This window comes from Helicobacter pylori, assembly GCA_008032935.1.
GTDB lineage: Bacteria > Campylobacterota > Campylobacteria > Campylobacterales > Helicobacteraceae > Helicobacter > Helicobacter pylori_CX.
Window position 1 is genome coordinate 85,773 of record CP032039.1, and the last position, 25,769, is coordinate 111,541.

Below are 25,769 nucleotides of genomic sequence, written 5' to 3' on the forward strand. Positions count from 1 at the left end.
ACGCACAAAAGAATGAAAAATAAATCTCAAATTTAAAATGGGGAAAATTATGCAGATTAAGAATGGCGAAAAGAAAATTTAAAAATACGCTCTAAAACTCAAGCTAAAATGCTTGAAATGAGGGATTTAAAACCAGACCCACAAGCCCACCTTTCAACCTCTCAAAGCCTTTTGTTCGTTCAAAAAATATTTGCTGATATTAATAAAGAAATAAAAATAGTTGCTAATACCGAGAAGAAAGCAGAAAAAGCGGGTTATGGTTATAGTAAAAGGGTGTAGCGATTAAAACATTACACCAAGTTTTTAGCTATCTGTCGGCTTTTGATTTTTTATGGTAGCGTCATTTGGTAATAAAAGAGATCCTTATTTAGAAGCCTAAACTATCCCTAAAATAAGGTAAAACTTACAAATGGAGGTTAAAACGTGCAATAAAACTCCAAAGAGCCGACTTTTTTAATCGTAATTTGCTTATGGTTTAATAAAGTTTCTAAATGCTTAAAAGCGTTAGAATCTAGCATTAGGGGGGCTTCTTCTGCACTTAAAGGGCGCCTGGAAATTAAAGCGAGCAATTCGTCCGCATCGCAAGAAATCAATTTTTTAGCTTGAGTAATGGATCGTTTAGGCAAACTCACGCAAAGCCCTTCAAAAAACAAAGAGCATTTTAATAATTCATCTTCGCTCAATTTTGGGGCTTTAAAGCTTGAGGGTCTGTCTATGGTGCTTAAATCCACTCTGGCTATATTGATTTGTTTTAAAAAGGCAGCGATGAGTTTTAAGTTGTTCGAGCTATCATTCACGCCCTTAATCAACAGCACTTCAGCCACCAATTGCCCTTGATAGATTTGAGAAAAGCGCAAAATCCCCTCTAAAATCTTGTTAATGTCTTTAGAATAGGGCTTATCCACTCTTTCAAAAGCTTTCAAATCAATAGCGTCTAAAGAAAATTTAACGATGTCAAATTCCTTTAAGGCTTGTTGGACTTTTGGCTCATAAAAGAGTGAGCCGTTGCTTAAAATCAAAGTTTTAATACCCTTTAAAAAAGGCTTGATGCTTTGGATAAGCTCTAATAAATGAGGGTATAGCGTGGGTTCGCCATTAGCGGTAATGGTTAAAACATCAATGGGGGTAGCAAGGTTGTTTAGGGCGTTTTGAATGGCGTTAATCAAGGTTTCTACTTTGATCACTTCTTCCATGCGTTCAATGGGCTTGGCTTTACCCAACTCGCAATAAATGCAATTGTAATTGCATTGTTTTTTAGAGGGCGATAAATCCACGCCCAAAGACTTCCCAAAACGCCTGGATAAAACAGGCCCAAAAACGACAGGCGGATTTTCTTTAGCCATTATTTTCCTCTAAAAACACGCGCTCTTTGCATTGGATGCACTCATGCACCTTTTTTTTGCGATACATTCTTTCACTCATCAAATAATGGCATTTCTCGCAACGCTTGTTGATGGGCTTATGGTTGGATAAAAAATTGCATTTAGGGTAATTGTTACAGCCATAAAACGAGCCTTTCTTACTCCTTTTTAAGGCAATATCCCCTCCGCATTCTGGGCATTTCACGCCTTCTATTGTTTCTTTGGCGTTAGGGGTGTTTTTTAACGATTTGGTGTTTTTGCATTCAGGGTAGTTGTTGCAAGCCAAAAACGCCCCGTTTCTGCTGAATTTTTGCACCATTTCCCCTCCGCATTTTTCGCACAATTCTTGTTCGGCTTCATTATTAGCGTTTTCAGTTTGTTTGATATATTTGCATTTAGGATAATTGTTGCAAGCGATAAACTCCCCATAACGGCTATTCTTTTTGACTAATTCCCCACCGCATTTAGGGCATGATTGACCGGTTTTCTCATGCACTTTTTGAGAGATGATATTCTTTTTCCCGGCTTCAATTTTATCCATAAAAGGGTAGTAAAAGTCCTTTAAGACTTGCTGATAGTCGGCTTTATTTTGAGCGATATTGTCAAGTTCTTCTTCTAAAGAAGCGCTGAATTTGGAATCCACGATTTCTTCAAAATGCTTTTCTAAAATTTCCATCACTTTAAACGCGCTCTCTAAAGCGCTGATCTGCTTTTTTTCTACCTTGATGTAGTCTCTATTTTGCAAAAGGGAAATCGTTGGGGCGTAGGTGCTGGGTCTGCCTATGCCTAAACTTTCTAAAACTTTAATCAAACTCGCTTCTGAATAGTGCGCTGGAGGCTCTGTAACATGGGCGTTGCTCTCTAATTTTTCTAATTTAATGGGGTCATTTTCTTTCAAATTGGGGAGCAATTTGTCCTTATCGTCATTGCCTAAAATTTTATAATAGCCATCAAAAAGGAGTTTTCTCCCACTAGCTTTAAACTCGCCTTTTTCGCAAGCCACAACCACGCTTTGGCTTTCAAAAAGAGCGTCTTGCATTTGAGAAGCTAAAAAGCGTTTGTAAATTAAAGTATAGAGCTTTAATTCTTCAGGCTTAAGGTAGTCTTTTAAAACATTTGGCTCTAAAATAATAGAAGTGGGCCTGATCGCTTCATGGGCTTCTTGGGCGTTTTTATTCTTGCTAGAATAGACTTTGGCTTTAGGGGGTAAGTAGTCTTTGCCATAGTCTTTTAAAATCTTATTCCTCGCTTCTTCTAAAGCCTCTTTAGCGATATTCAAGCTATCGGTCCTCATGTAAGTGATCACCCCCATAACGCCTTGCGGGGTGGCTACGCCTTCATATAATTTTTGAGCGATGCTCATGGTTTTTGTGGGCGAAAAGCCTAAGAGACTGGAAGCGCTTTGCTGTAAAGTGGAAGTCATGAAAGGGGGCGGCGTGGGGGATTTTTTAGATTTTTTAACGATACTAGAAATAATATAGCTTTCTTTTTCCAGTTCGTCTTTAATCTCTTGAGCTTTTTTTTCATCAATGAGTTCTTGGGCTTTGAGTTTGTTGCCCTTATAGCTAATGAGTTGTGCTTCTAAATCCGGCTCAAAGTAAGCGTCTAGCGTGAAGTAAGTTAAAGGCTTAAAGGCTTTGATTTCCCTTTCTCTATCAATCACAAGCTTTAAAGCCGTGCTTTGCACCCGCCCAGCGCTCAAACCTTTAGTGATTTTTGATGAAATCAACGAGCTTAATTTAAAGCCTACGATTCGATCTAAAAAGCGCCTGGCTTGTTGGGCATTGACTTTTGACATGTCAATTTTTCGTGGGGTTTTTAGAGCGTTTAAAATCGCATTTTGCGTGATCTCATGAAAAACAATCCTAGGATAGCTCTCCAATTTCCCTCCAATCAAGCATGCCACATGATAACCTATCGCTTCCCCTTCTCGGTCTTCATCGGTAGCGATATAAGTAATAGATGCTTTTTTAGAAAGCTCTATGATTTGTTTGACAAGCTCTTTATGGTCTTTATCCACGACATAATTAGGAGTGAAGCCGGTTTCATCAATCTTAATGCCTAAAGCGAATTTGGATAAATCCCTGACATGCCCTTTAGAGGCAATGACTTCATAATTTTTATCCAAAAAATTTTTAATGGTTTTGGCTTTTGCGGGGGATTCTACGATAATAAGGTGCTTCATTGAACGCCTTTAATAAAATGTTTATACCTATTAATGAATGATTGTAGCATAGAATTTTGACTAAACGATTCATTAAACCATAAAATTCTATAACGGCGCTAAAAATCAAAGAGTTGGAACACCCTTTGCTTGACTAAAAGCAAATATCTATGCAAAGGATGCAAACATGAGTTTTAGGATAAATACCAATATCGCCGCTTTAACTTCTCATGCGGTAGGGGTTCAAAACAACAGAGACCTTTCAAGCTCGCTTGAAAAGTTAAGCTCAGGGCTTAGGATCAATAAAGCCGCTGATGATTCTAGTGGGATGGCGATCGCTGATAGCTTAAGGAGTCAAAGCGCGAATTTGGGTCAAGCGATCCGCAACGCTAATGACGCTATTGGTATGGTTCAAACCGCAGATAAAGCGATGGATGAGCAAATCAAAATCTTAGACACCATTAAAACCAAAGCCGTTCAAGCCGCTCAAGACGGGCAAACTTTAGAAAGCCGAAGAGCGCTCCAGAGCGATATTCAAAGGTTGTTAGAAGAACTAGACAATATCGCTAACACCACAAGTTTTAACGGCCAACAAATGCTTTCAGGAAGTTTTTCTAACAAAGAATTTCAAATTGGCGCGTATTCTAACACCACGGTTAAAGCGTCTATTGGCTCAACGAGTTCGGATAAAATTGGGCATGTGCGCATGGAAACCTCTTCTTTTAGCGGTGCAGGCATGCTCGCTAGCGCGGCGGCGCAAAACTTGACTGAAGTGGGATTGAATTTCAAACAAGTCAATGGCGTGAACGATTATAAGATTGAAACCGTGCGCATTTCTACGAGCGCTGGCACAGGGATTGGGGCGTTAAGCGAAATCATCAACCGCTTTTCTAACACTCTAGGCGTTAGGGCTTCTTATAACGTCATGGCCACCGGCGGTACACCAGTACAATCAGGAACCGTGAGGGAGCTTACCATTAATGGCGTAGAAATTGGAACCGTGAATGATGTGCATAAAAACGACGCTGATGGGAGGTTGACTAACGCCATTAACTCCGTCAAAGATCGCACCGGCGTGGAAGCGAGCTTGGACATTCAAGGGCGCATTAATTTGCACTCCATTGACGGGCGCGCGATTTCTGTGCATGCAGCGAGCGCGAGCGGTCAGGTTTTTGGGGGAGGGAATTTTGCAGGGATTTCTGGAACACAGCATGCGGTGATTGGGCGCTTAACCTTGACTAGGACCGACGCTAGAGACATCATTGTGAGCGGTGTGAATTTTAGCCATGTGGGCTTTCATTCCGCTCAAGGGGTGGCAGAATACACCGTGAATTTGAGAGCGGTTAGGGGCATTTTTGATGCGAATGTGGCTTCAGCAGCCGGGGCGAACGCTAATGGCGCGCAAGCGGAGACCAATTCTCAAGGTATAGGGGCTGGGGTAACAAGCCTTAAAGGGGCGATGATTGTGATGGATATGGCGGATTCTGCGCGCACGCAATTAGACAAGATCCGCTCGGATATGGGTTCGGTGCAAATGGAATTGGTTACCACCATTAATAATATTTCTGTAACCCAAGTGAATGTTAAAGCGGCTGAATCTCAAATCAGAGATGTGGATTTTGCTGAAGAGAGCGCGAACTTTTCTAAATACAATATTTTGGCGCAAAGCGGGAGTTTTGCTATGGCGCAAGCGAATGCGGTGCAACAGAATGTCTTAAGGCTTTTACAATAACAGCCCTTGATTCAAAGGGGCGTTAGCCTTTTTTATCAGTTATTTTTATAAGTTAAAATGATGGATATTTATCAAAAAAACTTGCAAGCTCTTTTCAAAAAAGACCCTCTCTTATTCGCAAAGCTCAAAGCCATTAAAGAAAACAAAAAATACGAAGTGTTTTTAGGGAATGATAGCGCGAATTTCAACCTCTTAGATAAAGAAACAAACACGCCCTTATTTGAAAAAAGCCCGCTAGATTCAAGCTTAGAGCTATACAAAAATAGCGAAATTTACATGCTTTATCCTTATTTGTATTATTTTGGCTTGGGTAATGGGGTGTTTTATCGCTTGCTTTTAGGTAATGGAAATTTAAAACGCTTGGTGGTCATTGAGCCTGAAATAGAGGTTATTTTCATTGTGCTGAATCTCTTGGATTTTTCCACTGAGATTTTAGAAAATCGTTTGATTTTATTGCATGCAAGTTTTTGCAATTACAACATGATCGCTTCATTGTTTGATATGGATAAAAAATCTCGTTTATACGCAAGAATGTATGATTTAAAACTTTTTAACGCTTATTATGAACGATACTCCCATCAAATGATAGAAATCAACCAGCATTTCACGCGCGCTTTAGAGCATGGCGCTATTAGCGTGGGCAATGACGCTAAAGACGCACTCATAGGCATCAAACAGCATGCCGCTAATTTGCCTGAAGTCATCAAAAGCCCTAGTTTAGTGGATTTTGTGAACGCTTTAAAAAACAGAGATACCGCTATCATTGTTTCAACCGGGCCTAGTTTAAATAAGCAACTCCCCCTTTTAAAAGAAATCGCCCCTTATGCGACGCTTTTTTGCATAGACGCTTCTTTCCCTATTTTGGCTAAAGCCGGTATCAAGCCTGATATTGTGCTGTCTTTAGAAAGGGTGGATTTGACGGCGAAATTTTACGAAGAAACCCCCTTAGATTTTCAAGAAGGCGTTATTTTTGCTTTGACTTCCATTGTGCATAAACGATTGATTCAAGCGATTAAAAAGGGGGTTAAGCAATTCAGTTTCCGCCCCTTTGGTTACACCAACCTTTTTGGTTTGCACCAGTATGGTTATGTGGGCATAGGCATGAGCGCAGCGAACATGGCGTATGAATTAGTGGTGCATTCTCGTTTCAAAAGGTGCGTGTTTATCGGGCAAGATTTGAGCTTTTCACAAAGCGGTAACAGCCATGCTAGTGGGGCGATTTATGGCGATAGGGAGATCAAGCCTAAAAAAGATAAAGACAAGATTTTTATAGAAAAATACGGGGGTAATGGGGAAGTAGAAACCACTTTAGTGTGGAAACTTTTCTTAGAATTTTTTGAAAAAGATATTTTTAACACGCCCTATAAACTAGAAGTCATTAACGCTACTGAAGGAGGGGCTAGGATTAAAGGGACTAAAGAAATGCCTTTTAAAGAAGTGTGCGAAAAAATAGACAAATCCAAGCCAAAGCCTCCTATCAATCTTATTTATCCCACCCAATCAGAACAGGCTAAAAATTTAAAGATCGCCAAGCAAAAATGCGAAGAGATCATCAAATACGCCAATGAGAAAAAAACGCAAGTTGAAGAAGCGTTTCTAAAGGTGGCACCATTTTTAGAAGAAGTGGAAAAGCTTCATGAAAAAAACAAATTAGAAGAGCTGGATTTTAAAGAATTAGAAAATTTGAGCGCTGAAATTGACAACATTAAAGAGCTTTTTGATGACAAGCGATTCAATTCGTATTTTATGGATGCGATACAATCTTACATCTTCCACCAGGAATTGCATATCGCTGAAATCGTGTGTAAAAAAACGAGTAATGAATACGGATTAAGGGCTAAGCAATTAGAATACATTTACGCGCACAAATACTGGCTTTTTAGTTTAGCGGGTGGGATGGATTGCGTGATAGAAGCGATCAAAATGGCTTTGAAGGAATGGTAAAACACCCCTTTTTAAGCGTATGTGTCTAGGCTGGAATAAATTTCAGGGGTATTTCCGCCATCAATAAGGCTTTTTTCAACTTGGGATCTGTCTTTAATCTCGCCGTCGTTATTGATAGCGTTTAAAGCTTGTAACCGGTCAAAATCAGGGGCGTTTGGCGTATTATCTTGGCTGAAACCATCTTGAATACTGCTTTGTTGTAAATCCTGCTCTGCTTGATTCCTGTCCTTTATGGTTGCGTCATTATTGATATTGTTCAAGGTTTGGAGCTGTGTGAAATTAGGGGTGTAATGGGTGTTGATGGTCATGTTTTATCCTTTTTAGCTTTTTACACGCTCAATCGTGGATCATCATTATAGCAATAATCCATTAAATCGCCCAATCGTAAAACCTTGCATGAGTTTTCAATCAAATCAAAAACTTCCATGAGTTTAGAAAGCTCTCTGTGGTAGGCAAAAATCCCACACCCCTTAATGAAAACAAAATATTTTTTACTCTCTTGCAGTTGGCGTAAAATTTCTGTATCCGCTCTTTCTTGCCAGCTGTCATAGTCTTTGGGGTTAAAAATGGAAATTTCTTCGCCCAAAGAACGATACCCTAAATAATCCCTAGGGAGCAATCGGTTGTGGCGCAAGGAATACGCCAAACTATAAGGAGGGCGCGCGTAAGCGATGAATTTAGCGTCCAAAAACTCCCTATACACGCTCGCATGAATGGGCGAATCCAGGCTCGCTTCTTTCCAGCGGTAATCTATCTTGTCATGCAAAACCAGTAAGGTGTTTTCATTCAATTGATCAAAAACAGCGTTTCTTTTATTGATCACAAATTGATTTGCGCCAATGCGCGCCGAAATGGAGCCTTGATAAAGCCCAAAAAAACCCTTTCTAAACATGGATAATGAAATGCTTTGGAGCGAATAAATCAGATTGCTGTCAATGCCTCTTGTGTGTGTGTTCATGTTTAGCATGATAACAAGTTTTTTTAATAAAAGATAGATAATAAAATAGTAAAGAGCTTGCGTCAAGCAAGCGATAACTTTACTAAAAAAGCGGTCTTGGGGGTTAGGGGGATTTTAAGGGGGGTTGTAGGGGGAGAGTTATTTCAAAATACCCCCCTATCCCCTTAAGAGAATGAGTTTCATTATAAAACAAAAAGGATTTCCCTATTTAAATGAGATCAGATCTAAATTAAATCAACTCTATAAAAAATCCTAATTTAATGCTAGTAAATATATTTAGTGATACAGACTAAACTTTAAAGAAAAATCGGTTAATTTTTATCACTTTTTCAAAACAAGTGATAGATTATTAACTTTTTGCGCTATAATGCGAGGGTTCTTTCATCAAGAATGGTGATTGACGAGATTTTTCAAATAATGATGTTAAGAAGAATTAAAGTAGGTTCTGATTTGAATAAAAAAGAGAGTTTGTTAGATGCGTTTGTTAAAACCTATCTGCAGATTTTAGAACCCATTAGCTCTAAACGCTTGAAAGAGTTGGCAAACTTGAAAATATCTTGTGCGACGATCAGGAATTATTTTCAAATCCTTTCTAAAGAAGGCATGCTCCATCAAGCCCATTCTAGCGGCGCTAGATTGCCTACTTTTAAGGCGTTTGAAAACTATTGGCACAAGTCGTTGCACTTTGAAGTTTTAAAGGTGAATGAAAAACGCTTAAAAAGCGCGAGTGAAAATTTTGGGCTTTTTACGCTGTTAAAAAAACCCAGTTTGGAGCGTTTAGAAAGAGTCATTGAGTGCGAAAAACGCTTTTTGATTTTGGATTTTTTGGCGTTTTCTTGCGCGCTGGGTTACAGCGTTAAAATGGAGAAATTTTTATTAGAGCTTGTGGGCAAAAGCGTTAAAGAAGTGCGCTCAATCGCTGCTTCTGTCAATGCGTTGAGTTTGGCCAGACAATTAGAGCGTTTGGAGTATTCCAACACACAAATCACACGCTTTAATCTGATGGGGTTAAAAACGCTTTTAAACAGCCCTTTATTTTTTGACATTTTAGGGGGTAAGGTTTTGGAGCGTTTCAAAAAGGGGTTGCATTTTATAGAACCTGATTGCATGCTAGTAACACGCCCTATAGAATTTCAAAACGAGCGGATGCAACTGCTTTGCGTGGGGAAATTGGAATGCGATTATGAAGGGTTTTTTCAAACGATTTCTGAGGAGGAATAATGAAAGATGAACACAACCAAGAACACGATTATTTAAGCCAAAAAGAGCCAGAGTCTTATCAAAAGGCTTGCGCTTGCAAAGAACAACAAGGTGGAGAAAAACAAGAAGCGAGCGAAAAAGAATGCGAGATCAAGGAAGATTTTGAGCTTAAATATAAAGAAATGCACGAAAAATACTTGAGAGTGCATGCGGATTTTGAAAACGTGAAAAAGCGCTTAGAAAGAGACAAGAGCATGGCGTTAGAGTATGCGTATGAAAAAATCGCATTGGATCTATTGCCGGTGATTGATGCGCTTCTTGGGGCTTACAAGAGTGCTGTAGAAGTGGATAAAGAGAGCGCTTTAACTAAGGGCTTGGAGCTCACGATGGAAAAGTTGCATGAAGTTTTGGCAAGGCATGGCATTGAGGGGATTGAATGCTTAGAAGAATTTGATCCTAATTTCCACAATGCGATCATGCAAGTCAAAAGCGAAGAAAAAGAAAACGGGAAAATCGTGCAAGTTTTGCAACAGGGTTACAAGTATAAGGGTAGGGTTTTGAGGCCGGCAATGGTGAGCATTGCTAAAAACGATTGAAACATTTATTTTAATAAGAAAGGATAACGCATGGGAAAAGTTATTGGAATTGATTTAGGGACAACCAACTCCGCAATGGCGGTGTATGAAGGCAATGAAGCAAAGATTATTGCGAATAAAGAGGGTAAAAACACCACTCCTTCTATTGTGGCTTTTACGGATAAGGGCGAGATTTTAGTGGGCGAGAGTGCCAAAAGACAAGCGGTTACTAACCCAGAAAAAACCATTTATTCTATTAAAAGAATCATGGGCTTGATGTTTAATGAAGATAAGGCTAAAGAAGCTGAAAAGCGCTTGCCTTATAAAATTGTGGATAGGAATGGGGCTTGCGCGATTGAGATTTCGGGTAAAGTTTATACCCCTCAAGAGATTTCAGCCAAAATTTTAATGAAGCTCAAAGAAGACGCTGAAAGTTATTTAGGCGAGAGCGTTACGGAAGCGGTGATCACGGTTCCGGCTTATTTTAACGACAGCCAACGAAAAGCGACTAAAGAAGCTGGCACGATTGCAGGGCTTAATGTTTTAAGGATTATCAATGAGCCTACTAGTGCGGCGTTAGCTTATGGCTTGGATAAAAAAGAGAGCGAAAAAATCATGGTTTATGATTTGGGTGGGGGGACTTTTGACGTTACCGTGTTAGAAACAGGCGATAATGTCGTGGAAGTTTTAGCCACAGGGGGCGATGCGTTTTTAGGGGGCGATGATTTTGACAATCGTGTGATTGATTTCTTAGCGAGTGAGTTTAAAAGCGAAACGGGCATTGAAATTAAAAACGATGTGATGGCGTTGCAACGCCTGAAAGAAGCGGCTGAAAACGCTAAAAAAGAACTGAGCTCTGCGATGGAGACTGAAATCAATTTGCCCTTTATCACAGCGGACGCTACCGGGCCTAAACACTTGGTTAAAAAACTCACTAGGGCTAAATTTGAAAGCTTGACAGAAGATCTCATGGAAGAAACGATTTCTAAGATTGAAAGCGTGATCAAAGACGCAGGGCTAACCAAAAATGAGATTTCAGAAGTGGTGATGGTGGGCGGCTCTACTCGTATCCCTAAAGTCCAAGAAAGGGTGAAAGCGTTTATCCACAAAGAGTTGAATAAAAGCGTGAATCCTGATGAGGTCGTAGCGGTGGGAGCGAGCATTCAAGGGGGCGTGTTAAAAGGCGATGTGAAAGATGTGCTTTTATTAGACGTTACGCCTTTAAGCCTTGGGATTGAAACTTTAGGGGGCGTGATGACTAAAGTGATTGATAGAGGCACGACTATTCCTGCGAAAAAATCTCAAGTGTTCTCAACCGCTGAAGACAACCAGCCCGCCGTGTCTATCATGGTTTTACAAGGCGAAAGGGAATTGGCAAGGGATAATAAATCGTTGGGTAAATTTGATTTGCAAGGCATCGCGCCAGCTCCAAGAGGCGTGCCGCAAATTGAAGTAACCTTTGATATTGACGCTAATGGGATTTTAACCGTGTCAGCGCAAGACAAAAATACCGGCAAAAGCCAAGAGATTAAAATTTCTGGCTCTAGCGGGTTGTCTGATAGCGAAATTGAAAAAATGGTTAAAGACGCTGAATTGCACAAAGAAGAAGACGCTAGGAAAAAAGAAGTGATTGAAGCGAGAAACCATGCCGATAGTTTGGCGCACCAAACCCAAAAGAGCCTTGATGAGCATAAGGCGAATTTGAATGAAAACGACGCTAACGAGATCCAAAACGCCATTAACGCCCTTAAAGATTGCATCAAAAACGATAACGCTACTAAAGCGGAGCTTGAAGACAAAACCAAAGCGTTAGCGCAAGCGGCTCAAAAACTAGGCGAAGCCATGGCGAATAAAAACAACGCCGAGCAACCCAAGAAAAAAGACGATGATGTGATTGATGCGGAAGTGGAGTAGGATTTAGGCGCATTGAAAAACTTCTTTCAAGCGGGCGGTTTTAATCAAAACCCGCTTGCTTTCCTCATTTTCATCAATGGGATACCGATTGCAAAGTCTAAAAAACACTCAAAGCGTTTTTTTTTAATCCAAATATCAAAGCTTGATTGTAATCAAGCGATAGCTTTTCAAGACTTATTTTAAAAAGCGTTGGTGGGATTTTAGGAAAATCCCTTATGAGAGAGTTCTTTTTTGGTATGGGGTTGTTTTATAAAGTTATTTCTTAATGGCTTGCACTAGATGGCTCTAATTCAAAATACGCAGTGGGGATTTGATTAAATTCATTAACAAGGTGTAAAAAATAGTCGGTAATGTTTTCAAAATCGGATTCTAAATCGTCATAGCTCTCTTGGTAGTATGGGACTCCGTTAGGATCAATGATTTTATCATACGCTGGGCATTTTTGACACTCTTTTTCCCCATCCTCCTCTATGGATCGACCTACACAAAGATGAAACTTTTCTGCATCGTTGCTCCAATAGTAAGCAAACCAGAGGTAAAAACCTTTTTTTGGGGTTGGTTTTTCACCATTGACAAACCCTTCCCCTAAAATATCCTGACGGCAAAAGGCGATGGATGGCCCATGGGATAAATTCCCAGAGCCAAGACTGATTTTGCACGCATAACCCCATGGCACTAAAAACTTGTTCAGCCCGTTTTGGCATGAACCATACTTTGGTATTTTTGGAATTTTGCTTGTTTGTTTTTCCTCTTGTGCTTTAGCGTTTATTAACGCTGCAAATTCTCTTAATAAGTCCTAAAAACGCTTTTCTTTGCTCCTCATTCCATTCTATCGTTTCCATTGACAGCTCCTGATCGATCTTAATAAGCCAACATTTTACCCTAAACTTACTCCATTTAATGAGTTTAGGCATAATCGCTAAAATTGAGTTATTGTTATTTTTATTATTAGGAGGAATAATGATCCTTACCACAATGCAAGACGCCATAGGCCGCACTCCCGTTTTTAAATTCACTAACAAGGATTACCCCATTCCATTAAAGTCCGCTATTTACGCCAAACTGGAGCATCTAAACCCAGGAGGGAGCGTTAAAGATCGCTTAGGCCAATACCTTATAGAAGAAGGGTTTAAAACTGGCAAAATCACTTCTAAAACAACCATCATTGAGCCTACCGCAGGCAATACCGGCATCGCTCTAGCCTTAGTGGCAATCAAGCACCATCTCAAAACCATCTTTGTTGTCCCGGAAAAATTCAGCACAGAAAAACAACAAATCATGAGAGCTTTGGGGGCTTTAGTAATCAACACGCCTACTAGCGAGGGGATTTCTGGCGCCATTAAAAAAAGTAAAGAGTTAGCCGAAAGTATCCCTGATAGCTATTTGCCCTTGCAATTTGAAAACCCTGATAATCCCGCCGCTTACTACCACACCCTAGCTCCTGAGATTGTCCAAGAATTAGGCACAAATTTTACGAGCTTTGTAGCTGGGATAGGGAGTGGAGGCACTTTTGCTGGCACGGCTAGGTATTTGAAAGAACGCATCCCTAATATCCGCTTGATTGGGGTGGAGCCGGAGGGTTCTATTTTGAATGGGGGCGAGCCTGGGCCTCATGAGATTGAGGGCATTGGCGTGGAGTTCATCCCTCCTTTTTTTGCAAACTTGGATATTGATGGCTTTGAAACGATCTCAGATGAAGAGGGTTTTAGCTACACCAGGAAGTTAGCCAAGAAAAACGGCTTATTAGTGGGGAGCTCTAGCGGGGCAGCTTTTGTAGCAGCACTAAAAGAAGCGCAACGCCTCCCCGAAGGCAGCCAGGTTTTAACCATTTTCCCGGATGTTGCCGATCGTTATCTTTCTAAAGGTATTTATTTATAAAAATTCAATAAAAAAGGAAAAATCATGCGCATGCAAACCAAATTAATCCATGGGGGCATTAGCGAGGACGCCACAACGGGGGCAGTGAGCGTGCCTATTTATCAAACTTCCACCTACCGCCAAGACGCCATAGGCCGCCACAAGGGCTATGAATACTCTCGCTCAGGCAACCCCACGCGCTTTGCTTTAGAAGAACTCATCGCCGATTTAGAAGGGGGGGTTAAAGGTTTTGCTTTTGCTTCTGGACTAGCTGGAATCCATGCCGTTTTTTCCCTCTTGCAATCAGGCGATCATGTGTTATTGGGCGATGATGTTTATGGGGGGACTTTCCGCTTGTTTAATAAAGTGCTTGTCAAAAACGGGCTTTCTTGCACCATTATCGACACTAGCGATCTATCCCAAATCAAAAAGGCTATCAAGCCCAACACCAAAGCCCTTTATTTAGAAACCCCTAGTAACCCCTTGCTTAAAATCACGGATTTAGCGCAATGCGCTAGTGTCGCTAAAGATCATGGTTTGCTCACTATCGTGGATAACACCTTTGCCACCCCCTATTGCCAAAACCCGCTTCTTTTGGGAGCGGACATTGTGGTGCATAGCGGCACAAAATACTTAGGTGGGCATAGCGATGTAGTCGCCGGGCTTGTAACCACCAATAATGAAGCGCTAGCCCAAGAGATCGCTTTTTTCCAAAACGCTATCGGTGGGGTTTTAGGCCCTCAAGACAGCTGGCTGTTGCAAAGAGGGATTAAAACGCTGGGATTGCGCATGGAGGCCCATCAAAAAAACGCCCTTTGCGTGGCTGAGTTTTTAGAAAAACACCCTAAAGTAGAAAGGGTTTATTACCCAGGCCTTCCCACCCACCCTAACCACGAGCTAGCCAAAGCCCAAATGCGTGGCTTTAGCGGGATGCTCTCTTTCACTCTCAAAAATGACAGCGAGGCGGCTGCTTTTGTAGAAAGCCTTAAATTATTCATTTTGGGCGAGAGTTTGGGCGGGGTGGAAAGTTTGGTGGGGATTCCGGCATTTATGACCCATGCGTGTATCCCTAAAACGCAACGAGAAGTTGCCGGAATCAGAGATGGCTTGGTGCGTTTGTCTGTGGGGATTGAGCATGAACAGGATCTGTTAGAAGATTTAGAGCAAGCGTTCGCTAAAATAAGCTAAAGTTTTTACTATAATCTATAAACTAAAGGAGTTAAAAACATGAAAATGAATGTAGAGAGTTTTAATTTGGATCACACCAAAGTCAAAGCCCCTTATGTGCGTGTCGCTGATCGCAAAAAGGGCGTTAATGGGGATGTGATTGTCAAATACGATGTGCGTTTCAAGCAGCCCAATAAGGATCACATGGACATGCCTAGCTTACACTCTTTAGAGCATTTAGTCGCTGAAATTATCCGCAACCATGCTAGTTATGTCGTGGATTGGTCGCCTATGGGTTGCCAAACAGGGTTTTATCTCACGGTGTTAAACCATGACAATTACACAGAGATTTTAGAGGTTTTAGAAAAGACGATGCAAGATGTGCTAAAGGCTACAGAAGTGCCTGCCAGCAATGAAAAGCAATGCGGTTGGGCGGCTAACCACACTTTAGAGGGCGCGCAGAATTTAGCACACGCTTTTTTAGACAAACGCGCTGAATGGTCTGAAGTGGGGGTTTGATTGGTTTGGGGAATGATTTTACTCCCCTACCCCCTTACCCATTATTTTACCCATTTTTCCCATAAGCGTTAAATGCCAATTAAAAACCATCGCATCAGCGTTAATTTTATGTAAAAATTATCGTTATGAATCTCTTTTATGGAAGGATTTCAATGAAAAAATTAATTTTAGCCGTATTTTTAACGCTAACACTTTCAATATCTGCAAAAGAAGTCAAAATAGTGTTTTTGGAAACTTCAGACATTCATGGGCGGCTTTTTTCGTATGATTATGCGGTTGGCGAACAAAAACCCAATAACGGCTTGACAAGGATTGCGGCTTTAATCAAAAAGCAAAGGGCTGAGAATAAAAATGTGGTTTTGATTGACAGCGGAGATTTGTTGCAAGGCAATAGCACGGAGTTGTTTAATGATGAGTCTACTCACCCGCTAGTTAGAGCCGAAAACGATTTGAAATTTGATGTTCGTGTGCTTGGCAATCACGAGTTTAATTTCAGCAAAGATTTTTTAGAGAAAAACATTAAGGGGTTTAACGGCGGTGTCGTGAATGCGAATATTATCAAAACTGCGGACAATAAGCCGTTTGTGAAGCCTTATATGATTAAAAAAATTGATGGCGTGAGGGTGGCGGTTGTGGGGTATGTGGTGCCGCACATCCCAACTTGGGAGGCCGCTACGCCTGAACATTTTGCAGGCTTGAAGTTTTTGGACGCTGAAGAAGCGTTAAAAAAGACTTTGAAAGAGCTGAAAGGGAAGTATGATATTTTGATTGGCACTTTTCATTTGGGGCGAGAAGATGAGAAAGGTGGCGATGGGATACCGGATTTGGCGAAAAAATTCCCGCAATTTGACATCATTTTTGCAGGGCATGAGCATGCGGTTTATAACACTAAAATAGGAAAGGTGCATACCATTGAGCCTGGAGCGTATGGGGCTTATCTGGCAAAGGGCGTGGTGGTATTTGACACTCAAACGAAGAAAAAAACCGTAACGACTGAAAATTTACCCACAAAAGATGTGCCAGAGGATGAAGAATTAGCGAAAAAATACGAATATGTGGATAAAAAATCAAAAGAATACGCTAATGAAGTGGTCGGCGAAGTGACAAAAACCTTCATTGACAGGCCTGATTTTATCACAGGAGAAGAAAAAATCACCACGATGCCCACCGCCGCATTGCAAGAAACCCCGGTGATAGAATTGATCAACAAAGTGCAAAAATATTACGCAAAAGCCGATGTTTCAGCGGCAGCCTTGTTCAATTTTGGGGCGAATTTGAAAAAAGGGCCTTTCAAAAGAAAAGATGTCGCTTATATTTACAAGTTCGTTAATACGCTCATTGGAGTGAAAATAACGGGTGAAAACCTGTTGAAATACATGGAATGGTCGTACCGATTTTACAACCAGTTGCAACCGGGCGATTTGACGATCAGTTTTAATGAAAATGTTCGTGGCTATAACTTTGACATGTTTTCTGGCGTGAAATACCAAGTTGATGTTACCAAACCCGCCGGGCAAAGGATTATTAATCCGACAATCAACAACAAACCCATTAACCTTAAAGCAACATACAAATTAGCGATCAACAATTACCGATTCGGGACATTATCCACGACTTTAAAGCTGGTTACAAACGCTGATAAGTATTATGATTCTTACGACGCGTTGCAAGATAACGGGCAAATACGGGATTTGATTATTAAATACATCACTGAAGAAAAAAACGCAAAAGTAACCCCTGAACTAGAACATAACTGGGAAATCATCCACTACGATTTCAAAAACCCGTTGCTAAAAAAATTGGCAGAAAAATTAAAAGAGGGGAGCATCAAAATCCCCACTTCAAAAGACGGGAGGACTTTGAACGTCAAATCCATTAAGGAAAGTGAAGTTGAATAAGATTTTTTATTTTTATTATTTTATTCTTTAAGCCTAACTTAAAAAGGAATGTTCTATAATCCTAGATTGTTGGCTTTTCACTTTTTCAGCGGTTTTCAAACCACCGGGTTTTAATTTTACTTTGCGCCACTCATTTTTCGGGGGGGGGGTGCATTTGGAAGCTGAACTCTCAAATTAGGGTTTGACTTAAAAATGATTGATAGGAGATAAATGATGTTTTCTTCAATGTTTGCTTCGTTGGGGACTCGTATCATGCTGGTCGTGTTAGCCGCTCTTATTTCTTTAGGGGAGGCTTTTTATTGGTTTTGTAAAGGTCATGCAAAAAGATGTGTTAGCGCAACTCATGGAGCATTTAGAAACCGGGCAATACAAAAAGCGTGAAAAAACGCTCGCTTACATGACTAAGCTTCTTGAACAGGGCATTCATGAGTATTATAAAAATTTTGACAATGCCACTGCAAGAAAAATGGCGTTGAATTATTTCAAACGCATCAACAACGATAAGGGCATGATTTATATGGTGGTGGTGGATAAAAATGGGGTGGTATTGTTTGATCCGGTCAATCCTAAAACCGTAGGCCAATCAGGGCTTGACGCTCAGAGCGTTGATGGGGTGTATTATGTTAGGGGGTATTTGGAGGCGGCTAAAAAAGGGGGAGGCTACACTTATTATAAAATGCCTAAATACGATGGAGGCGTGCCGGAGAAAAAATTCGCCTACTCGCATTATGATGAGATTTCTCAAATGGTGATCGCAGCGACTTCTTATTACACTGACATTAACACCGAAAATCAAGCGATCAAAGAAGGCGTAAATAAGGTTTTTAATGAAAACACCACGAAATTATTCCTTTGGATACTGACAGCGACGATAGCGTTAGTGGTTTTGACGCTCATATACGCTAAATTAAGGATCGTGAAACGCATTGATGAACTGGTCCTTAAAATCAACGCTTTTAGCCATGGGGATAAGGATTTGAGAGCCAGAATTGAAGTGGGTGATCGCAACGATGAAATCTCGCAAGTGGGCCGTGGGATCAATTTGTTTGTGGAAAACGCCCGCTTGATTATGGAAGAGATTAAAGGGATTTCCACCCTCAATAAAACTTCAATGGATAAATTAGTCCAAATCGCGCAAGAAACCCAAAAGAGCATGAAAAATTCATCAATCACCCTAAATTCCGTGAAAAATAAAGCCACTGGTATAGCGAGCATGATGAATGCTTCCATAGAGCAGTCTCAAGGGTTAAGGAAGCGTTTGATTGAAACGCAAGGGCTTGTCAAAGAGAGCAAGGATGCGATCGGGGATTTATTTTCTCAAATCATAGAGAGCGCGCACACTGAAGAGGAACTCTCTAGCCAAGTGGAGCAACTAAGCCGTAACGCTGATGGTGTCAAATCCATTTTGGATATTATCAATGATATTGCCGATCAAACGAATCTGTTAGCCCTAAATGCCGCTATTGAAGCCGCAAGGGCCGGCGAGCATGGCAGAGGCTTTGCGGTGGTGGCTGATGAAGTTAGGAATTTAGCCGGGCGCACTCAAAAGTCTTTAGCCGAAATCAATTCCACTATCATGGTGATTGTCCAAGAAATCAACGCCGTGAGTTCGCAAATGAATCTCAATTCGCAAAAAATGGAACGCTTGAGCGACATGAGTAAAAGCGTGCAAGAAACTTACGAAAAAATGAGTTCTAATCTAAGCTCAGTCGTGTCAGACAGCAATCAAAGCATGGACGATTACGCCAAATCCGGACGCCAAATTGAAGCTATGGTAAGCGATTTTGTAGGAGTGGAAAAAGTGGCTTCTAAAACTTTAGCGGATTCTTCAGATATTTTAAATATCGCTACGCATGTGAATGGAACGACCATGAATTTAGACAAACAAGTGAATTTGTTTAAAACTTGATCAGGGGGAGTTTATTATAAAAGGGTTGGATTGTTAAAAGTTTCTGTGATCACGGCGTGTTTTAATAGCGAAAAAACCATTGAAGACACCATTCTTTCCGTGCTTCATCAAACTTATAAAAACATTGAATACATCATTATAGACGGGGCTAGCGCGGATAGCACTTTAGGAATCATTCAAAAATACAAGGATCAAGTCGCTTGCGTGGTGAGCGAAAAGGATAAGGGCATTTATGACGCCATGAATAAGGGCATAAGGCGCTCTAGTGGGGATATTATCGCTTTATTGAATAGCGATGATTTTTATGCTGATGAGTTTGTGATAGAAAAAGTGGTGCATGAGTTTGAAAAAAAGCATTGCGATAGCGTGTATGCGGATCTGGTTTTTGTCAAACCGGATTGTTTAGAAAAAGTGGTCCGTTATTATGAAAGCGGGGAGTTTAACCCTAAAACCTTGCTTTATGGCGTGGTGCCAGCCCACCCCACGCTTTTTGTCAAAAAAGCCATTCATGAACGCTATGGGCTATACAAAACCGATTATAAGATTTCAGCGGATTTTGAGATGATTATCCGCTTGTTTGTGGTGCAAAAAATAAGCTTTTCTTATTTGAAAGAAGTGTTAGTGGTGATGCGCACCGGGGGGGTTAGCGCGAATGGGTTTAAAAGCCTTTTATTAAGGAATAAAGAAAACATAAGAGCATGTAAAGAAAACGGCATTCAAGCGAATGTTTTTTCCATGCTTTTAAAATACCCAAGGAAAGTGATGGGCTTGTTCAAAAGGGGGAAAGGGGAGTCTAAAACGAAACGATTAAAGAAAGATTAGCGTTAAATCGTGGTTTGAATCTTTCTTGATGGTTATTGTAGGTGTAAAAAACATTCCTCACTAAGGGCATTTCAATCCCAAACTGCAAAGACAAATAGCCGATAAAATCCACGATAAAACCAAAGCGGAAGGGGGCTTGAAAAAAGGTTTTTTTGGTTCTGGGAATGATGGTCGTGATCGCACCGGTTTTAATCGTATCCACCAATAACACCCCTTGCTCTAAAGCGATTCCTAAATAACTCCTAAAACGATAGGTTTTTTTATCCACAAAAATCCAAGAAAAATCTAACGCGCCCCCGTAATTTTGCACCATTAGGATTTGAGGCTGGGAGAGCGAAACGGAATGGGAATAGTTATAGACGCTAAAGATTCTAAAACCGACTTTAGGGTGGTTTCTTAAAAAATGCTCCAAGCCCGTAGCGGTATTAAACCCTATGCTATTAGCCATAAGAGTCAAGTTTTGATTAGTGGTTGAATAAGCGGCTTGCGAATAGTTGTATCCAAAAATAAAGAAAAACTTAAGGCTTTTTTCTAAAGCCCTTTTTAAGATTTGCTGGTTTTTGTCTAGGATTTTCTGTTTTTCATTGTTTTTATCAAGGGTTAGGAGTTTAGGTTTGTCGTCTTCATTCTTGTTTTTAAAATTTTCTAAGAATTGAGACCAAGTGATTTCTTTAGCTTCTAAAAAGAGTGGATTCAACGATAAAAAGAGATAAACACTAAATAGAGTTTTCAAATACAGCCTTAAACTTTTTGCGACTATTATGCCTAATTATCTTAAATTGATTTTAAATTACTTGTATGTTTTACTATAACCCCACCCACGCACAACGCTGTATTTTAATTTGGCTTAGAGCAAATAAAACACCTTTTCTTCTTGAAAAATGCTTTTAATTTCCACAAAAAGGGTTTTTTCTATGCGTTCTTCTAGCACGATAATAGGGTTTATGCTCTCGCTCCCGCTCACTAACGCCCTTAAAGACAACTCTTCTTCATAATTTAAAGGGTTAAGGTTTAACTCTTTTAAATTTTCGTAGTTTTTTGCCATAAGAGTGTTAAGGCCTTCTAAAGTTAAAAACAAGGTTTCATCTCTTTGGCTATAACCTACTAGCGCGTTTAAACGCTGGGAAAAAACCCACCTTAAATCGTTAATCCTAACTCTAGCCTTACTTTTAGAGCGCGCCAGAATACAGCAATTCAAGGGGTTTGAATTTTTAGAAAGCCACACGCCCCCATTCAATAAGCGGTAAGTTGCGATCGTTTTTTGGGCTAAGAAAGGCTTATTGCCATTCTTTTTAGCCGCTTCTAACGCTCTAAAAACTTGCGTCCTTTCTTCAACGCTTGCGGGTAAAATCTGGCGTTTTAAAGGCGAGTAAAGCTCAAAGGGGCTTCTATTTTGGGATTCTTTTTGGATTTTTAAAGCGAATTGGCAACCGCAATAATTTTGCCGATAAAGCTCGTTTTCTCTCGCCAAAGCTTGCAAGTTTAAACCCAACTCGCTTTTAAAATGTTCAAAATTATCGTTTCTAAACACAACAAATTCCAAATTGTGCCTTTGCGCGATGTGTTGTCCCTTAGCGATGAGCTGGTTAGGGTCTTTTTTAGGGCTTGTGAGTAAGGTGGTGGTGAATTTTTCTTCCCCTAATTCAAAGGCTTTTAATGCGCTCGCTTCTAAGCGTAAATCAAAGCACTCAAAACAGCGTTCGCTTTTTTCCCCTAACAATTCCTTACCCTTAGCTTTGTCTAAAAATTTTTCTAATTCATAATCGCCCTCAAGCAATTCAATTTCTAGCATCTCGCAAGTGCGTTTCACGTCTTCTAAACGCAACAAGTATTCGCTATAAGGGTGGATATTGGGGTTATAAAAAAACCCTATTATTTTTTCACCCACAAAAGCCTCTTTAGCCTTTTTTAAAAAATAGAGGTTATCCACCGAACAGCAAATATGAATGAGCATTAAAACTGCTTTTTATTCACATCTTCTAAAATATCGTTAGAGACCTTGTCAATTTCTTGACTGATTTCTAAAGAATCGCTAGCGATTTTTAGATTGCCCTCAGTAACTGATCTTAAGGCTTCAATAGAAGCGTTGATTTCTTCCACTTCTTTAACCTGGTTTTTAATGCTCTCGCTCGTGTCTGAAATGCTTTGCACTAAAATATTGATATTGGCTTCAATTTCGCTGAGCGATTTTTGCGTCCTTTCAGCGAGCTTTCTCACTTCATCAGCCACCACCGCAAAGCCTCTGCCATGCTCGCCGGCCCTTGCGGCTTCAATAGCAGCGTTTAGGGCTAAAAGATTGGTTTGATCGGCAATATCTCTAATGATTTCTACAATGCTTTTAATGTCTTGCCCTTGTTCAATCATGGCTTCACTTTGAGAGCTCACGCCTTGAATGGAAGTGGTGATATTTTCTATCGTTTTAGAAGTTTCCATCAAGCTTTTGTGTTGGGAGTTGGAAGCCTTTTCTAAATTTTGCACGCATTCTTTTAAATTCGCGCTATCGTTCGCTAAATCTTTGGCAAAGTTAGACGAAGTTTCTAGCATTTTTTGGATTTCTTGCCCTAAAGCGTTAGTAACCAATTCCACCCTACCCGAAGCGTTTTGGATCCGGCCTCTAAAATCCAAACCAGAATAGCTTTCAAAGATTTTGAAAATGCTTGGCATGTGAGTCCCTACGCTTTCTTGCAAATAATCCATGATCCCATTTAGTGCATCTCTCAATTCTTTCAAATCAGGGCTTGCGGGTTCAGCCGTGATACGCACCGCAAAATTCCCTGCTTTCACATCTGAAACCACTTTAATGGTGTCTTGGACGGCTTGCCTGTCTTCTTGCATGATTTTTTGGGTTTGCAAGATATTTTTATTGATCGCTGTTTGCATGCGGCCTAATTCGTCATTAGATTTCGCTTCAACCAATTTAATACCGCTGGAATTGGCTTGATTGTTCAATAATTTGAAGAAATGAGATAAGGTGCTAGAAACGGCTTCCAAACGATTGCTCACAATCGCTCGCATTAAGAGAGTGATCGCTATAATCAAGGCTAACACCATGATAGCGCTCGCTACGATCACTACAAAACGCACCGAGCCTACTTGCTCATAGACCTTGTCTTTTTCAATGATTAAAGCGATCATCCAATTAAGATTGTCTTTACTTTCTGTTTTGCTTAGCATTTTAAAGGTTTCAACGGCTAAAAAATTTTCCTTATGGCTAAAGGGATCTAGGTATTCTAAAGTCGCTTTAGAGCCGTTTTCTAAAATAGTTAGCACTTCGTTGGTGGCTTTAGGCACGCTCTTATAAATTTCTGCGATGGATTTGTCTTGCAAACTCTTATTCGCGCTCAAAAGCACTTTACCCTTAACACCAATTAAAAACAAATCGCTCCTGTTTTTAGTGATTTCATTGCTGAAGCTGTCAATAGAAAGGAAAATCATCAAAGCCCCTACAGCCTCTTGAGTGTTTTCATTCAATAAAGGTAAAAGAACATCAACCCCATAAACTTCCGCCCCATTAGGCATTTTCCTATAATAAGGCAAGCTTTTAGAAATTTCTTTATTTTTCATCGTTTTTTGCACTAAAGGGTTATTCCCCAATGACGGATTTTCCACTAGCTTAATCGTATCGTTATCCCTTAAAAGCGTTAATCTTAAATCTTCTCTGTCTTTAAAAAACAGGCTCACCCCAGCGACATGCGAATTGGCTAAAATGAAGTTTTTTAACAAGTGGATTTTGATTTCTCTTTTGGTGTCTTTAGGGAGCATTTCTTTGACAATGCCCATGCTCGTATAAGTGTTTTCCAAAACCCCTTGCACTTCCTTAACCTTGAAATGCAAACTATCTTGCATAGAATGCAGAGCGCTTTCTTTTAGAATCTCTTTCACCCTGCTGTTTAAGGACACCCCTAAAATGCTCACGCACACGATCACAATCAACGCCACGCACAATATGATTTTATTACCGATACTCAAACCTTTAGACAAAACACAACCTTACTATGATGAAATTTTTTGCCCATTTGCGGCAAAATTTTAAACCGCATTATAGTATTATAAGCATAAATCAAAAATTAAATTGGATTAAAAAGACGATCAATCATTCTCATCAAAAACCATTTTAAGGTTGCATTCGCTCTTTTAGGGTATGCTACGACTTGAAATTAAAATAATTAAAATATAAAAAGGAATCACCATGCCTTTTGTCCCCACGCGTTCTTTGAAAGAAAAAAAGATTGATTTTATTGAAGCAATATTAAACCCCAACGCCCCAAAAGGCGGTCTTTACACTTTAGAGCATTTTGAAACATTAGAATGGCAGGATTGTTTGAATCTGAGCTATAACGAGCTGGTAGAATGCGTGTTTGAGCGGTTGGGATTAGAGATTCCTAAGGGTTTATTAACAAGCGCTTTAAAACGCTATGAAAATTTTGATAACCCTAAAAATCCAGCCCCTATTTTTGCGCTCAATGAAAGGCTTTTTGTCCAAGAACTCTACCATGGGCCTAGTTTGGCGTTTAAAGACATGGCGTTACAGCCTTTAGCGAGCTTGTTTTCTAATCTAGCGGTAGGAAAAAATGAAAAGTATTTAATGCTCGTTTCTACCAGTGGCGATACCGGCCCTGCGACTTTAGAAAGTTTGGCAGACATGCCTAATGTTTTTGTGGTGTGTTTATACCCCAAAGACGGCACAAGTTTGGTCCAAAAACTCCAAATGGTTACCCAAAGCGCTAGCAATTTAAAGGTCTTTGGGATCAGTGGGGATTTTGATGATGCGCAAAACGCGCTCAAAAACCTTTTAAAAGACGATGATTTTAACGACGCTTTAAAAGTGCGCCAATTGAAATTAAGCGTGGCTAATTCCGTGAATTTTGGGCGCATCGCTTTTCAAATCGTCTATCATATTTGGGGCTTTTTAGAATTGTATAAAAAAGGCGCGATCAATTCTAAAGAAAAAATCACCCTAGCCATACCTAGCGGTAATTTTGGGAATGCTTTAGGAGCGTTTTATGCCAAAAAAATGGGCTTGAATATTGCTAAAATCAAGGTTGTAACCAACAGCAATGATGTTTTAAGGGAGTTTATAGAAACAGGGCGTTACGATTTAACCCATCGTTCTTTAAAGCAAACTTACTCGCCAGCTATGGATATTTTAAAAAGCTCTAATGTGGAAAGAGTGCTTTTTGATCTCTTTGGGTTTGAACGCACGCTAGAATTGATGCAAGCTTTAGAAGAAGAGAAGTTTTACGCATTAAAGCCTAAAGAATTAGCCCTTTTACAGGAGCATTTTTCTTGCGCGAGCTGCTCAGATGAAGCTTGTTTGAAAACAATCCAAGAAGTTTATGCAGAGCACCAATACCTGATTGACCCCCACACCGCCACCGCTTTAAACGCTAGCTTGAAAACTAGTGAAAAAACCCTTGTTTCTGCCACCGCCTCTTATGAAAAATTCCCTAGAACCACCCTTTTAGCCCTAAACGAGCAAAAGAAAAACGATAACGACAAAACCGCCCTAGAAACGCTTAAAAACAGCTACAATACCCCAGATAGCCAGCGCCTTGATGATTTATTTGAAAGAGGAATCAAGCACCAAGAAGTTTTAAAACTCAATGAGATCAAATCTTCTATCCTTTTGTGGTTAGAAAGCCTACATTAAATCTTTTTTAAGCTCTTGTTTTTAATAAAATCTTAATTTTAAGTCAAACTACACTATAATAAGGAAATTCTAAACGAAAATTAAACTTTGAATGAAAGG

Annotated in this window: 19 protein-coding genes and 3 pseudogenes; 13 read left to right on the top strand and 9 right to left on the bottom strand. The window is 40.1% G+C overall.

From position 1 onward, the window contains the following. Positions 1–60 precede the first annotated feature (60 nt). Positions 61–279, top strand: a pseudogene (locus D2C78_00460) (DUF874 family protein). Positions 280–416: 137 nt separating this feature from the next. On the opposite strand, the gene D2C78_00465 reads toward D2C78_00460, so the two are convergent. Together D2C78_00465 and D2C78_00470 are read right to left on the bottom strand one after the other, a co-directional pair. Further along, entirely contained in the window at positions 417–1,343 is a 927-nt protein-coding gene (locus tag D2C78_00465; GenBank protein QEF34603.1) for a radical SAM protein, read from the bottom strand. Continuing rightward, positions 1,336–3,546 (bottom strand): type I DNA topoisomerase, encoded by a 2,211-nt coding sequence (locus D2C78_00470; GenBank protein ID QEF34604.1) that lies wholly within the window; start codon positions 3,544–3,546, stop codon positions 1,336–1,338. Before D2C78_00470 ends, D2C78_00465 begins: the two co-directional genes overlap by 8 nt. Before the next feature lie 166 nt (positions 3,547–3,712). On the opposite strand from D2C78_00470, the gene D2C78_00475 reads away from it, so the two are divergent. Further along, positions 3,713–5,257 (top strand): flagellin B, encoded by a 1,545-nt coding sequence (locus D2C78_00475; GenBank protein ID QEF34605.1) that lies wholly within the window; start codon positions 3,713–3,715, stop codon positions 5,255–5,257. Between the two features lie 57 nt (positions 5,258–5,314). Continuing rightward, positions 5,315–7,201: a DUF115 domain-containing protein gene (locus D2C78_00480; protein QEF34606.1), complete on the top strand. Its 1,887-nt coding sequence runs from the start codon at positions 5,315–5,317 to the stop codon at positions 7,199–7,201. Positions 7,202–7,212: 11 nt separating this feature from the next. On the opposite strand, the gene D2C78_00485 is transcribed toward D2C78_00480, so the two are convergent. Then, on the bottom strand, positions 7,213–7,509 hold the full coding sequence (locus tag D2C78_00485; GenBank protein QEF34607.1) for a hypothetical protein: 297 nt from the start codon (positions 7,507–7,509) through the stop codon (positions 7,213–7,215). A 20-nt stretch (positions 7,510–7,529) separates the two neighbouring features. Next, entirely contained in the window at positions 7,530–8,225 is a 696-nt protein-coding gene (locus D2C78_00490; GenBank protein QEF34608.1) for a hypothetical protein, read from the bottom strand. A 324-nt stretch (positions 8,226–8,549) separates the two neighbouring features. On the opposite strand from D2C78_00490, the gene D2C78_00495 reads away from it, so the two are divergent. From D2C78_00495 to dnaK, 3 genes are read left to right on the top strand one after another with little or no spacing between them, the layout of a single operon-like run. Further along, the gene (locus D2C78_00495) at positions 8,550–9,380 is read left to right on the top strand and encodes an HrcA family transcriptional regulator (GenBank protein ID QEF34609.1); all 831 of its coding nucleotides are present in this window, start codon (positions 8,550–8,552) and stop codon (positions 9,378–9,380) included. Next, the gene (gene grpE / locus D2C78_00500) at positions 9,380–9,955 is read left to right on the top strand and encodes a nucleotide exchange factor GrpE (GenBank protein QEF34610.1); all 576 of its coding nucleotides are present in this window, start codon (positions 9,380–9,382) and stop codon (positions 9,953–9,955) included. Before D2C78_00495 ends, grpE begins: the two co-directional genes overlap by 1 nt. Before the next feature lie 30 nt (positions 9,956–9,985). Beyond that, a complete protein-coding gene (gene dnaK / locus D2C78_00505) occupies positions 9,986–11,848 on the top strand; it encodes a molecular chaperone DnaK (protein QEF34611.1) in 1,863 nt (620 codons plus the stop codon). A gap of 262 nt (positions 11,849–12,110) precedes the next feature. On the opposite strand, the pseudogene D2C78_00510 reads toward dnaK, so the two are convergent. Continuing rightward, a pseudogene (locus tag D2C78_00510) lies at positions 12,111–12,690 on the bottom strand (hypothetical protein). 115 nt (positions 12,691–12,805) lie between these two features. Between D2C78_00510 and D2C78_00515 the strand changes: the two are divergent. The 4 genes from D2C78_00515 to D2C78_00530 all read left to right on the top strand — a co-directional run bounded on the left by D2C78_00515 (position 12,806) and on the right by D2C78_00530 (position 17,289). Then, positions 12,806–13,726, top strand: a complete 921-nt coding sequence (locus D2C78_00515; GenBank protein ID QEF35788.1) for a cysteine synthase family protein — start codon at positions 12,806–12,808, stop codon at positions 13,724–13,726. Between the two features lie 24 nt (positions 13,727–13,750). Further along, complete coding sequence (locus D2C78_00520) at positions 13,751–14,893, top strand: cystathionine gamma-synthase (protein ID QEF34612.1); 1,143 nt, start codon at positions 13,751–13,753, stop codon at positions 14,891–14,893. Between the two features lie 45 nt (positions 14,894–14,938). Then, positions 14,939–15,391, top strand: coding sequence for an S-ribosylhomocysteine lyase (locus tag D2C78_00525; protein QEF35789.1), 453 nt, complete (start codon positions 14,939–14,941; stop codon positions 15,389–15,391). A 152-nt stretch (positions 15,392–15,543) separates the two neighbouring features. Continuing rightward, positions 15,544–17,289: a bifunctional metallophosphatase/5'-nucleotidase gene (locus tag D2C78_00530; GenBank protein QEF34613.1), complete on the top strand. Its 1,746-nt coding sequence runs from the start codon at positions 15,544–15,546 to the stop codon at positions 17,287–17,289. A 33-nt stretch (positions 17,290–17,322) separates the two neighbouring features. Here D2C78_00530 and D2C78_00535 read toward each other — a convergent pair. Next, a pseudogene (locus D2C78_00535) lies at positions 17,323–17,515 on the bottom strand (hypothetical protein). A gap of 90 nt (positions 17,516–17,605) precedes the next feature. Between D2C78_00535 and D2C78_00540 the strand changes: the two are divergent. Continuing rightward, a complete protein-coding gene (locus tag D2C78_00540; protein QEF35790.1) occupies positions 17,606–19,198 on the top strand; it encodes a HAMP domain-containing protein in 1,593 nt (530 codons plus the stop codon). 30 nt (positions 19,199–19,228) lie between these two features. Beyond that, positions 19,229–20,020: a glycosyltransferase gene (locus D2C78_00545; protein ID QEF34614.1), complete on the top strand. Its 792-nt coding sequence runs from the start codon at positions 19,229–19,231 to the stop codon at positions 20,018–20,020. Here D2C78_00545 and D2C78_00550 read toward each other — a convergent pair. From D2C78_00550 to D2C78_00560, 3 genes are all read right to left on the bottom strand, one after another. Beyond that, positions 19,992–20,753 carry an outer membrane beta-barrel protein gene (locus D2C78_00550; protein QEF34615.1) on the bottom strand — a complete coding sequence of 254 codons (762 nt, stop codon included), beginning with the start codon at positions 20,751–20,753 and terminating at the stop codon, positions 19,992–19,994. The genes D2C78_00545 and D2C78_00550 overlap by 29 nt on opposite strands. Positions 20,754–20,867: 114 nt before the next feature. Next, positions 20,868–21,974 (bottom strand): hypothetical protein, encoded by a 1,107-nt coding sequence (locus tag D2C78_00555; GenBank protein QEF34616.1) that lies wholly within the window; start codon positions 21,972–21,974, stop codon positions 20,868–20,870. Continuing rightward, entirely contained in the window at positions 21,974–24,001 is a 2,028-nt protein-coding gene (locus D2C78_00560; protein QEF34617.1) for a methyl-accepting chemotaxis protein, read from the bottom strand. The genes D2C78_00555 and D2C78_00560 overlap by 1 nt, the downstream gene beginning before the upstream one ends. A 208-nt stretch (positions 24,002–24,209) precedes the next feature. Here D2C78_00560 and D2C78_00565 point away from each other — a divergent pair, with 208 nt between their 5' ends. Next, a complete protein-coding gene (locus D2C78_00565; protein QEF34618.1) occupies positions 24,210–25,670 on the top strand; it encodes a threonine synthase in 1,461 nt (486 codons plus the stop codon). Positions 25,671–25,769: the final 99 nt, after the last annotated feature.